Consider the following 11,708-nt stretch of genomic DNA (forward strand, 5'->3'; position numbering starts at 1 on the left):
GGACCCCGCCCGTGCCGGACACGGGCGGTGCGCGTCGCCCCGCCGTCCGGCGGGGCGACGCGCACCGCCTACACGACCGCGGGGACCTCACGGCTGCCGGAACCGGAACCGCGCCCCGACCGATACTGCCACCCCACTACGGCGGCAGCCACCAGCAGGCCCGCCAGGTCGCTCTCCCACCCCGCGTTCACCATCGCGAGCCCGGCCACACCCACCACCAGGCGCAGCGACCAGTGCAGCCCGGTGCGCACGAAGCCCACCACCGCGATGCCCACCAGCCACACGCCCAGCAGCGCGGTCGCCACCACACCCAGCCCCGACAGCCACGTCACGTCCTGAAGCAGCAGCTGCGGAGAGAACACGAACATGTACGGCACCAGGAACCCCGAGACCGCGATGCGCACCGCATGCCCACCCGTCCGGATCGGATTCCCGCCCGAGACACCCGTCGCCGCATACGCCGCCAAGCACACCGGCGGCGTGATGTCGGCCATCACACCGAAGTAGTACACGAACATGTGCGCCATCAGCAGCACCGCGACCGTGTACTCCCCCGCCTCCGGCTGGAGGATCGCCATGATCGCCGGCGCCGCCAGCGTGGCCGTGATCACGTAGTTCGCCGTGGTCGGCACCCCGATCCCCAGGATCAGGCAGGCCAGCATCGTCAGCACCAGCGTGCACAGCAGCAGCACCGTGTTCGGATCCATCAGGTCGAACGTGGCCGTCTGCAGCGCGGGAGCCAGCACCGACTCGGCCACACCCACCAGGCCGTCGCTGAGCTTCTGCCCCAGCCCCGTGAGCGTGATCACGCCCGCGATCATGCCCGCCGCCGCACACGCCACGATGATCGGCAGCGCCACCCGCGCCGCGTCGACCAGGCCGTCCAACAGGCTCCACAGCGTCAGCCGGTCCTCCATACCGCGCCAGCGCCGCAGCGCCGCCAGCACCAGCTGGGTGACCAGGTTGACCGCCACCGTCAGTCCGATCGCGCCCATCGCCGAGAAGATCGGCGAATACCCCATCGACAGCAGCGCGAACAAGCCGGCGACGGGCACCAGCAGATACCCCCGGGTGGCCATCAGCAACCGCACGTTCGGCAGCACCCCGCGCGGCATGCCGCGCACGCCCAACCGCTTGGCGTCGTAGTGCACCACCACGAACTGCGCCACGAAGAACAGCACCGCGGGGATGATCGCCGCCTGCAGGATCTGCAGGTACGGGATCCCGGTGAACTCGATCATGATGAACGCCGCAGCGCCCATGATCGGCGGCGCGATCTGGCCGCCGGTCGACGAAGCCGCCTCCACCGCACCCGCGTAGTTGGCCGGATACCCCGACCGCTTCATCATCGGGATCGTGAACGCCCCGTTGCTGACGGTGTTCGCCACCGAGCTTCCCGTGATCGTCCCCGAAAACGCGCTGGTGACGATGCCGACCTTGGCCGTACCGCCCGTCGCGCCGCCGGTCAGCCCCAGCGCCAGATCCGTGAAGAACCGCTCCATCCCCGTACGCGTCAGCATCGCCGCGAAGATCAGAAACAGGAAGATGAACGTCGACGAGATCCCCAGCGGCGTGCCGAACACGCCCTCGGTCCCGACGAACAGCTCCACCACGATCCGGTCGATGGAATAGCCCGAATGGTGCAGGAAACCCGGCAGCCACGGCCCGTAGAAGGCATACGCCACCATCAGCCCCGACAGCACCACCAGCGCCGGACCCAGCGTCCGCTGCGCCGCCACCAGCACCAGCAGGATCCCCACCGTGCCCACCGCCACCTGGGCGGGGTCGATGATCCCCTGGACACTGACGACGTCCTCGTAGAACACGAACAGGTACAGCCCCGAACCCGCGCCCAGCAGCGCCAGCACCACATCGGCCAACGGGATGCCCAGCGGCCGCACCGGCACATACCGCGCCGCCTGCACCAGGACCAGTACCGCGATCGCCGGAGCCAGCACATACCACTCGGCGATGCCCTCGACGATCGTGTAGACCACCGTGCCGATCCCGCCGGCCGTCAGCGCCAACCCGTACATCCGCTGCCGGGGCGTCTCCTGCGGCGTGTGCGGATACAGCAGGAACACCATGCCCAGCCCCAGCGCCAAGTGGAACGAGCGCTGCTGCAGACCCGGCAGCGTCCCGAAATACCCGGTGTAGAGGTGGAACAGGCTCAGCGCCAACCCCACGCCGAAAACCACCCAGCGCCACAGCGGACGCAGCTCGCGCCGGGTCCCCGCCGCCTCGGCGGCGACGTTGTGCCCTTCGAGCTCGGCGACTTCCTTCTGCGCCTCGACGTCCTCGAAACCGGCGCCCTCACCCGGCGGCGCCGCCGGCGGAGAGTCGCTCGTCATCGCCCATCCCCTTACGTCATCGATCGGGCGGCGCTCCCCTCGGTGCGCGCCGCCGGCGTCAGGGCCAGGCCCCCGGCCCGCCCTCCACGCCCAACTCCACCCGTGTGCCGTACTCGGCGAGATCCAGCAGGCGCACCCGCCTACCGTCCGGAAGGAGCAGAACCTGGCCCGAACGGGAGCTGTTGACCATCAGACCGACACGGCCCAGCGGCCGCCCGTGGTGCAGCACCCGGTAACCGTCGCGTTCACGCAGGAACGTGGTCCTCGTCGAACCGATGCGCTCCGACCCCGCCGGCAGATTCGCCCCGAAGGTGTCGAACCGCATCTCCTGCATGCGCAACCCGCCCTCAGCACCGACCGAGAACTCCTCCTCGACCGGGCGCTTGCTCACCGAGTGGGTATAGCGCAGCGTCACCGGGGCACCGGCGGCCACCGGAGCCGACAGCACCACACGGCCGCGGTCCGCGTCGGCGACCACAAAACGCAGCTGGCGCCCCGCCGGCTGCGGCACGGCCGCGAGCCCGCCCAACAGGCCCGCAGCGAGTACTCCGCCTCCCGCACGCACGGCGCGGCGGCGCGCGAGCACCGGCCCGCGCGCCGCCGCGTCCCGTCGCCGCCGGGGCTGCCGGACGCTCCTACTCGAGAACGCCCTCTTCCTCGTAGAAGCGCTGCGCACCCGGGTGGATCTCGACAGACCCGCTGCCGTCGGTCGCCTTCTCCAGGTCGATCTGGCTGCCGACGTCGTGGCCGATGTCGCCGGCACGCTCGTACATCTCCTTCACCAGGCTGTAAGCCGTGTCCTCAGCCAACTCCGACGTTCCGTACAGCGTCGCCCAGTTCGTGACCGTCTCGGCCGGCTCGTCCTGGCCGCTGTAGGTGCCCGCGTCGATCGTCAGCGGACTGTAGCTGGGGTTGTCCGCGGTGAGCTGCTCCAAGCCGTCACCGGTGATGTCGACCAGCCGGACGTCGGTGCTGGTGGCCACCTGCTCGATGCTGCCCGCCGGCAGCGCCAGAATCGCGAACGCCGCATCGGTCTGGCCGTCGCTCAGCTTGGATGCGGCGTCCTCGAACGTCCCGTTGAACGTCTCGACGTCGTCCGTGCTCATCCCGTAGGCCTCGAGAACCGCCTCGGCCGCCACGGCCGTACCGCTGCCGGGCGGACCGATGTCCACCCGCTTGCCCTCCAAGTCCCCGATCGTCTCGATCCCCGAATCCGCGGTCGCCACGATCTGCAGCACCTCGGGATAGACGTTGCCCAGCGTGCGCACCGCGTCCGGGTCCGACAGCGGCTCGTCGGCGAAGTCCGCGCTGCCCCCGACCGCGTTGGCCGCCACCCCGTTGATCGCCATGACCAACTCGTTCTCACCCTGGTCGAGCAGGCGCATGTTCTCCACCGACGCACCGCTCGACTGGGTGCTGACGTCGACGCCCTCGACGTTGTCCGACCAGATCTGAGCGATCTCGCTGCCGAGGGGATAGTACGTACCACCCGTGCTGCCGGTCGCCATGGTCAACTCTCCGCCGGCACCGCCCGAGCCGGAGTCGGAATCGCCGACCCCGCAGCCGGCAAGCGCGATGACCCCGGCGGCGGCGGTCGCGGTGGCGCCCGCCAGTCGCCCGGTCCGAAGTCCCGTCCTCATTGCGCGAGTCCTCCTCGAAGAGTCCGCTGCGACGGTGCTGTAGCACCGGCGCGAGCCCCTGAAACGCCTAGTCTGGTTACCGGCCTTGAAACGCTGGCCCGGACTATAGACAGCACCCGGCCACACAGTCGCGCCCGGCCGATTACAACTGGGGAACGAATGGGCCCGACGGCGAACCCGACCGCCGCACCGTGCGGCACCGCGCACCCGACGCCCCGCCGGAACGGACCGCTCCGACTGCGCCACAGGCCGTGTACCACTAAGGTCGACATGTCATCCATCGACAGACCACCGAGTGCGAAGTGTCCACATGACCGACCGTGTGACGGCCCCCTACGGCGCCTGGCCATCGCCGATCGCAGCCAGTGACGTCGCCCGAGGAGAGCGGCGGATGGCCCACCCCAGCGTCGCCGCCGACGGCATCCGCTGGGAGGAGTCCCGCCCCGACGAAGGCGGACGCACCACCGTGATGCACCGCGACCCCGGCGGCACCCCGACCGAGCTCCTCGGCCCCGCTTGGGACGCGGGCACCCGCGTGCACGAATACGGCGGACGCTCCTACCTGCCCGTCCCCCGCAGCGACGACCAGAATCCCACCCGCCACGGCATCGTCTTCGCCAATCGCGCCGACCAGCGCCTCTACCTGCTGGAGCACGGCGCCGACACCCCGGTGCCGCTCACCCCCGAGCCCGAACACCCCTGTGCCCTGCGCTACGCCGACCTCGCCCTCACCCCCGACGGCGAGCACATCGTCTGCGTCCGGGAACGCCACCCCGCCCCCGGCGACGAGGAACCCGGCCCCGACGACCGCCGCCCCGTCCGCTCGATCGTCTCGCTGCCGCTGTCCGGCCGCGCCGCCGACGACCCCGACGCCGTCACCGAACTGGTCTCCGGCTCCGACTTCTACGCCTCCCCCGTCCCCGCACCCGACGGGCGCCACCTCGCCTGGACCTGCTGGAACCACCCCCGCATGCCCTGGGACGGCACCGAACTGCGCGTGGGCACCCTCGACGGCCCCGACGGCGCTCTCACCGACACCTACACCCTCAAAGGCGGCGTCGCCGAGTCCGTGCTCTCGCCTACCTGGCGCGACGCGAACACCCTGGTCTTCCTCACCGACTGGTCGGGCTGGTGGAACCTCTACGAGATCGGGCTCACCGGGCCGGCCATGCCCCTCCATCCCGCCGAAGAGGAATTCACCCACGGCTTCTTCCCCGGCCTGCAGCCCTACCACGGCCTCGACGACGGACGCACGGTCGCCCTGCACGGCCGCACCGACCTCACCCCCGGCGTCTACACCTCCGCGACCGCGGAGTTCGCCCCCCTCGACACCGGATTCGACTCCTGGACCGCCCTCGCCGGAGACGGCACGACCGTCGTGGGCCTGGCCGCCGGCCACCACACCCCCCAGAGCCTGGTCCGGCTCGACACCGCCACCGGCCGCACCGACGTGCTACGGCGCTCCCGCGACGACGTCCCCGCAACCGACTACCTGCCCGTCCCCCGCCACACCGAGGTCAGCGGGCGCTACGGCCGCACCGTGCACACCACCGTCTACCCGCCCGCCAACCCCGACGCCGCCGCCGACGGCCCCGCCCCCTACATCGTGTGGGTGCACGGCGGCCCGGTCGCCAAGGCCCTGAGCTCCCTCGACCTCGCCAAGGCCTACTTCACCAGCCGCGGCATCGGCGTCGTCGACGTCAACCACGGCGGCTCCACCGGATTCGGACGCGCCTACCGCGAACGCCTCCAAGGCCAGTGGGGCGTCGTCGACGTGGAAGACGCCACCGCCGCCGCCCGCGCCCTGGTCGACGAGGGCGCCGCCGACCCCGAGCGCCTCGCCGTGCGCGGCGGCAGCGCCGGAGGCCTCACCACCCTGCTCGCGCTGTGCGGCGACACCTTCGCCTGCGGCACCTCCTCCTGGGGCGTCACCGACCTCCTGCGACTGGCCGCCGAGACCCACGACTTCGAATCCCGCTACCTCGACGGCCTCGTGGGACCGCTGCCGGGCTATGCCGCCACCTACCGCGAACGCTCCCCCATCAACCGCGCCGCCGACGTCACCGCCCCGGTCCTGATCCTGCAGGGCACCGACGACCCCGTCGTCCCGCCCAATCAGGCCCGCGCGCTGGCGGCAGGCCTGAGCGAGCACGCGGTCCGCCACGCGCTGCTGGAATTCGACGGCGAGGGGCACGGCCTGCGCGCACCCGGCAACCAGCAGCGCGCACTCGAAGCCGAATTGGCCTTCTACGGCGACGTGTTCGGCTTCACCCCGCCCGGCGTGGAACCGATCGAACTGACCACCGAATACACGGGCGACGACCCCCGGACGGGCGACGACGGACAGCAGGCCCGGGACGCATCGGAGGAGCCCGGCACGTCCGCGGAGGGAGCCGAAGGCGACGCGGCAGCGGAACCGCTGCCGCCGCTGGAGGACCGCAGCGCCGCCGACGGCGAACCGGCCGCACAGCAGCCCCGCCGCGCCTGACCGCCGGCTCCGGCCCGGCCCCGCGCACCGAGGGCCGGGCCCTGCCGAGCGAACCCCCGCCGCACGCGGCCGGCGGCACCGCCGTGCCCGCCGCACCGCGCACATGCACAGAACGGAACCCGCGAATGCCTACGACGCGGCTCGTCACCCCCGAGGACGCCCCGGAACTGGCGGAACTGCTGCGCGGCAACCGCGAATTCCTCGCACCCTGGGAACCCGAGCGCGACGACTCCTACTTCACCGCCGCGACCCAGCGCACCCTCCTCGAACGCGCCCGCGCCGAACACGCCGCCGGACGCATGCTCCCCCTCGCCGTCCTCGACGGCACCGACCGCATCGCCGGGCGCATCACCGTCAACGGCATCGTCCGGGGAGCCTTCCTGTCCGCCACCGTCGGCTACTGGGTCAGCCGCTCCCACAACGGCCGCGGTCTGGCCACCGAAGCCGTCGCCGAAACCGTGCGGACCGCCTTCGCCGACCTCGGCCTGCACCGGATCGAAGCCGCGACCCTGCCGCACAACACCGCCTCGCAGCGCGTGCTGCTGCGCAACGGCTTCACCGCCTACGGCCGGGCTCCCCAGTACCTGCGCATCGCCGGCCACTGGCAGGAGCACATCCTCTACCAGGTCCTCAACACGCGGATGTGACCGCCGGCGCCGGAGCCCGCTTCACAGCCCCACGGTGTCGTCCGGCTCGGGATCCCCTTCCTCGCCGACCTCGGGGATCCGCTCGGCCAGCCCTTCGGCGACCCGGGTCGCGGTGCCCAACGGCGCGCCCGACACCGCCGGCTCTCCGTCGTCGAAGGACCGGACACGCACCACCACATTGCGGAGCCGGAAGAACGCGGTGGCGTGGCTGCGGCCGCGCTCGGTCGGGGTCCACTCGCGGTACTCCGTACCCAGCTCCGCCGGCGGCTCGTACAGGGCGACGAACCCGCCGTCGCCGGCCTCGATCTCCTCCACCTCGGCCATGTTGAACGGCCGCTGCTCCTCGGCCCCCGACCGCAGCTGCTCCACGCTCTCGCGGCGACCGGCGATCCGCTCCTCCGCGCCGCTGTAATCCCAGGGTTCCGACCCCGGATCCAGCACCGTGAACACCGCCGACAAGCTGCCGCCCGCGACATCCCCGCACGCGAGTCCGTCCTCCAGGGGCAGCACTCCGGCGTCGCGCTCCAGCTCCTCCACCCGCACCCCGTCCAGGTGCAGCTCCGCCACGAACCCCTCGGTGAACAGGTCCTCGCACTCGCCGACCTCCGCGAACGGCTCACCCGCCATCACAAGCACCGGCAGGATCAGCACCGCAGCCACAGCGGCGACCACCCCGCCCGCGACCGCCGGCGCCGTGTAGCGGCCCGGCCCCGCGCCCGACGACCCCGCCGCCGATCCGCCGGCGGACTCTCCGGCCTCCTGGGGCTCGTGAGAACCCTCGGGCTCCTGGCGCTCCTCGGGCGCATCAGACACGATCCGGCTCCTTCAGGGGGTCGCAAACACGGTTCCGGGACAGCACAGCACCGGGGACCAGTTATATCCCGCTCCGTCTCCGCCACTCCGCCGGACCCCGCCATCACCCGACCGGTACCGGTGCAGCAGGGCCGGCCCGCGAGTACGGTCCGCGCCCGCCGCTAGTCCCCGTCGGGCTCGGGAAGCTCCACCCCGGCCCCCTCGGCTTCCAGCTCCTCGCGGACCACCCGGTAGGCCAAGCCGGCCGAATACCCCTTGCGCGCCAGCATCGCCAGCGCCCGGCGCGCCCGCGCAGCGGAGTCCTGGCGGCGCGACGCGGTGAGCTTGCGCCGCGCCAGCCGACGCGCCGTCTCCTCTTCCTGGTCCGGGCCGAGCTCCTCCACAGCGTCGCGGACCGTGTCCGCATCCACGCCGCGCCGCCGCAGCTCGGCCGCCAGCGCCTTGCGCCCCAGACCGCGCCCGGCGTGCCGGGACTCGACCCAGGCGTCGGCGAAGGCCGCGTCGTCGATCAGCCCGACCTCGCTGAAGCGCCCCAGCACCGACTCGGCCACGTCGTCGTCGACGTCCCGCTGCCGCAGCGCCTGGGCGAGCTGGGCCCGCGTACGCGGAGCCGAGGTCAGCAGGCGCAGACAGACGCCGCGCGCCGCGGCCTCGGGATCCTCCCCGTCCGCGGACCCGCTCACCCCGGAACCGGGCTCGACGTCGGCACCGTCGCCGTCGAGGATCTCGCGCGGATCACGCATCCGCGGGCGGGGTGGGCTCGGTGCCGCTCTGCGCGGCCGAGGAGTCGGCCGAAGAAGCCGCCGCGTCGCCGTCCTTGGCCGCGGAACCGCCGTCCTTGGTCGTCGACGCCTTCGCGCCGGACTTCTTCGCACCCGAGGCCTTGGTCCCGGCCGGCTTGGCGTCGGCGGACTTGGCGTCGGCGGACTTGGCGTCGGTCCCGGTGGACTCCGCGGAGTCGTCGCCGGCACCGGGCACGCCCAGCTTCTCCTTGATCTTCTTCTCGACCTCGTTGGCCATGTCGACGTTCTCACGCAGGAAGTTGCGGGCGTTCTCCTTGCCCTGACCGAGCTGCGTGCCCTCGTAGGTGTACCAGGCGCCCGACTTGCGCACGACGCCCTGCTCCACTCCGAGGTCGATCAGGCCGCCCTCGCGCGAGATGCCGACGCCGTAGAGGATGTCGAACTCCGCCTGCTTGAACGGCGGCGCCACCTTGTTCTTCACGACCTTCGCCCGCGTCCGGTTCCCGACGGCGTCGGTCCCGTCCTTCAGTGTTTCGATCCGCCGGACGTCCAGCCGCACCGAGGAGTAGAACTTCAGCGCCTTACCACCGGTGGTGGTCTCCGGGCTGTTGTGGACCATGACGCCGTCGGCAAAGTAGTTGTGCGAACCCTCCACTTCGATGTCGTAGCGGTGCATGCCGCGGGTGGCGGGTTCGTCGTGGATGTCGAGGATCGGCGCGGCCACAAGCCGCTCCTGCGGCTCGGCGAACTCCGGCTCGACCTCGCACTGGCCGCGGAAGCGCGGCGGCAGCTTGTACTCCATCGACGCGTGCACGTACGGCGCGACGATGCTGTGGAACTCGGTCGTCGCGGCGGTGGCGAAGCGGATGAACGCCGTACGCGCCGACCCGCGGCTGACCAGAGCGACGTCGAGGCCGTGGGTGTCGCGGAGGTATTCGGTGAGCCGCTGCCGCGATCCGGGGCTCATCGCCTCGACGCAGATCTCGATGCGACCGCTGCCGCCCTCGGTGCGGACGTGCCTCCCCTCGGAACGCGGCGTGAAGCAGCCGTCGTCCATGTACCAGACCGCCAGCGCCAACGGCGTCAGCGACTTGAGGAACTCCCATGTGAGGTGTTTCTTGCCGTCTCCGAAGTAGACGACGTCGTGAAGCTCACTCAGTTCGGGGAGCGGCTTGAAGTCGGCGAAGACGGCGCCCTCGGCGTTCGTGGTGCGCGAATAGGAGACGTTGCCCAGCAGCGAGGTCTTCCAGTCGAGATAGCTCTCCTGTTCGCCTCCGCCTCCCATCCGGAACCGCACGCCGGTACGTCCCCCGCGGTCGGGCGCAAGGCTGCCGTCGCCCATCACGGAGCCGTAGACGACCTGGCGCTGCTGCTCGTCGAGGTAATGGGGTTCGCTGGTGAGAACGCGATCGCCCGCCATCAGCTCGCCGGCCTCGCGCCAACCGCCGGGGGTGCGTACCAGATGGTTCGGCGTGACACCGAACCGGGCCCGCCCGTTCTTTCCCGACTTCGCGACGGTGAACTGCAGGAAGAGGTCGGTTTCTCCGTTGTCGAACCAGTTCACCACCCGACGTGGAACCACTTTGTCGAGATCCGGATCATACGAAAGGACTTCGACATCCATCTTCTGGTTCACGATTTTCCCGATGCGTTCACGAGTACCATCGGCCAACGTCACCCACGTATCCCAGGATGCACAGCCGAACATCACACCGACCTTCTCCCTCAGCTGGTTGATGAAAATCGCCGTGGTTCCGGTCTGGTGCAATGCGCCTGCGATTTTCCGCAGGGCCTGGGACATCAGCCGGGCCTGTAGGCCGACGTGGCTGTCGCCCATTTCACCCTCGATCTCGGCGCGCGGCACGAGGGCGGCGACGGAGTCCACGACCAGGACGGAAACGGCCCCGGAGCGGATCAGCATGTCCGTGATCTCCAGCGCCTGCTCGCCCGTGTCGGGCTGGGAAAGCAGCAGATCGTCGGTGTTCACGCCGATCTTCTTCGCGTAATCGGGGTCGAGCGCGTGCTCCGCGTCGATGAATGCGGCGATTCCGCCGGTCTTCTGCGCACTGGCCACGGCGTGCAGAGCGACGGTAGTCTTACCGCTACTCTCCGGCCCGAACACCTCCACGATCCGGCCCCGCGGAATTCCTCCGATCCCCAGGGCGATGTCGAGGGAGATGGATCCACTGGGAAAGGATTCGATCGGTGGGCGGTCGTCATCGCCGAGGCGCATGACGGACCCCTTGCCGAATTGGCGCTCGATCTGTGCGAGCGCGGTTTCGAGAGCCTTCTCTCGATCAGCAGCAGCCACGGGGAACCCCTGTTGGGTCGACGTCTTCTTGTTCATCTTGGGTGTGACGCTACGCGGCGGTGAGGACAAACCTCGACCACGTCGGTGCGCCTGTGGACGCGCGCGGCGTTCGCGGGACGGGCCCGGCGACCGCCGGATGCGTATCCACGCGCAGACGCCCGCCCGAGGGGCGTCGTGGTCCGCCGGAGGCCGATTCGGCACCTGGTCGGCCCCGGATACATCGCAAGCCTACCCGAACCTCTGTTCGACCGCCTGTCGTCCCCCAGAAGCCGGGCGCGCCGCCGGAAGCGGCGCGCGGCGCTACCGCTGCGGGCCGTCCGCTCCGCTCCGCCCCCGGTCGTCGTGGCTGCTCCGGACGCCGCGGACATGGTCAGCGGGCGGTCGCGGGCAGGTCGAAGTCCTCGCAGACGGCTCGCCAGACCTCTTTGGCGCCGATACCGTCGGCGAGCGCCTGTTCGATCGTGCGGGAGCCGAGCGCGTCGATGACGTGGTCGCGGGCGAGGCTTTCGGCGTAGGCCTCGCCGAAGTGCTCGTGCATGCGCTCCCAGAAGTGCGAAAGTCTCATCGCCTCCAGTATCGGCCGCCTCGGGCAGTGCTGTCACCTCCGGCGACGCCGCTCGGGGACGGCACGGGCGGGCGGCACCGGTCGGGGACCGGCCCGGCGCCGGTGCCGGGGGTGCGGGCCGGGTCTGCTGGGTTTCGCCGTCGCCGCGTT

The 11,708-nt window shown here is 71.1% G+C and carries 8 protein-coding genes and 3 pseudogenes; 2 read left to right on the forward strand and 9 right to left on the reverse strand.

The genetic code is table 11. The features are described 5' to 3' along the window. Positions 1-68: 68 nt before the first annotated feature. From HNR25_RS04690 to HNR25_RS04700, 3 genes are read right to left on the reverse strand one after another with little or no spacing between them, the layout of a single operon-like run. Positions 69-2,351 (reverse strand): TRAP transporter permease, encoded by a 2,283-nt coding sequence (locus tag HNR25_RS04690; protein ID WP_184633498.1) that lies wholly within the window; start codon positions 2,349-2,351, stop codon positions 69-71. 58 nt (positions 2,352-2,409) lie between these two features. After that, positions 2,410-2,937 (reverse strand): DUF1850 domain-containing protein, encoded by a 528-nt coding sequence (locus HNR25_RS04695; protein WP_312862358.1) that lies wholly within the window; start codon positions 2,935-2,937, stop codon positions 2,410-2,412. Between the two features lie 49 nt (positions 2,938-2,986). Further along, positions 2,987-3,991 (reverse strand): TAXI family TRAP transporter solute-binding subunit, encoded by a 1,005-nt coding sequence (locus HNR25_RS04700; RefSeq protein ID WP_184633499.1) that lies wholly within the window; start codon positions 3,989-3,991, stop codon positions 2,987-2,989. 310 nt (positions 3,992-4,301) lie between these two features. On the opposite strand from HNR25_RS04700, the gene HNR25_RS04705 reads away from it, so the two are divergent. Continuing rightward, entirely contained in the window at positions 4,302-6,479 is a 2,178-nt protein-coding gene (locus tag HNR25_RS04705) for a S9 family peptidase (protein ID WP_184633500.1), read from the forward strand. A 125-nt stretch (positions 6,480-6,604) separates the two neighbouring features. Next, positions 6,605-7,126, forward strand: coding sequence for a GNAT family N-acetyltransferase (locus HNR25_RS04710; RefSeq protein WP_184633501.1), 522 nt, complete (start codon positions 6,605-6,607; stop codon positions 7,124-7,126). Positions 7,127-7,147: 21 nt separating this feature from the next. Here the strand turns inward: HNR25_RS04710 and HNR25_RS04715 are convergent, their stop codons facing one another. The 6 genes and pseudogenes from HNR25_RS04715 to HNR25_RS04730 form a co-directional block, all read right to left on the reverse strand. Next, entirely contained in the window at positions 7,148-7,939 is a 792-nt protein-coding gene (locus HNR25_RS04715; RefSeq protein WP_184633502.1) for a hypothetical protein, read from the reverse strand. A 161-nt stretch (positions 7,940-8,100) separates the two neighbouring features. Next, positions 8,101-8,682, reverse strand: a complete 582-nt coding sequence (locus HNR25_RS04720; RefSeq protein WP_184633503.1) for a regulatory protein RecX — start codon at positions 8,680-8,682, stop codon at positions 8,101-8,103. Further along, positions 8,675-9,307, reverse strand: a pseudogene (locus tag HNR25_RS26395) (recombinase RecA family protein); the annotation flags it as partial. The pseudogene HNR25_RS26395 and the gene HNR25_RS04720, both read right to left, overlap by 8 nt. Positions 9,308-9,529: 222 nt before the next feature. Next, positions 9,530-10,390, reverse strand: a pseudogene (locus HNR25_RS26400) (LAGLIDADG endonuclease); the annotation flags it as partial. Beyond that, positions 10,378-10,993 (reverse strand): annotated as a pseudogene (gene recA, locus HNR25_RS26405) (recombinase RecA); the annotation flags it as partial. The pseudogenes HNR25_RS26400 and recA, both read right to left, overlap by 13 nt. A gap of 370 nt (positions 10,994-11,363) precedes the next feature. Further along, entirely contained in the window at positions 11,364-11,558 is a 195-nt protein-coding gene (locus HNR25_RS04730; RefSeq protein WP_184633505.1) for a DUF3046 domain-containing protein, read from the reverse strand. Positions 11,559-11,708 lie beyond the last annotated feature (150 nt).

This window comes from Streptomonospora salina (genome assembly GCF_014204715.1).
Taxonomy (GTDB): domain Bacteria; phylum Actinomycetota; class Actinomycetes; order Streptosporangiales; family Streptosporangiaceae; genus Streptomonospora; species Streptomonospora salina.

Excerpts from the sequence above, each read along its gene's own strand:
- HNR25_RS04720 (WP_184633503.1), bottom strand. The coding sequence starts at position 8,682 with ATGCGTGATCCGCGCGAGATCCTCGACGGCGACGGTGCCGACGTCGAG.
- HNR25_RS04730 (WP_184633505.1), bottom strand. The coding sequence starts at position 11,558 with ATGAGACTTTCGCACTTCTGGGAGCGCATGCACGAGCACTTCGGCGAG.
- HNR25_RS04710 (WP_184633501.1), top strand. The coding sequence starts at position 6,605 with ATGCCTACGACGCGGCTCGTCACCCCCGAGGACGCCCCGGAACTGGCG.
- HNR25_RS04690 (WP_184633498.1), bottom strand. The coding sequence starts at position 2,351 with ATGACGAGCGACTCTCCGCCGGCGGCGCCGCCGGGTGAGGGCGCCGGT.
- HNR25_RS04700 (WP_184633499.1), bottom strand. The coding sequence starts at position 3,991 with ATGAGGACGGGACTTCGGACCGGGCGACTGGCGGGCGCCACCGCGACC.
- HNR25_RS04705 (WP_184633500.1), top strand. The coding sequence starts at position 4,302 with ATGACCGACCGTGTGACGGCCCCCTACGGCGCCTGGCCATCGCCGATC.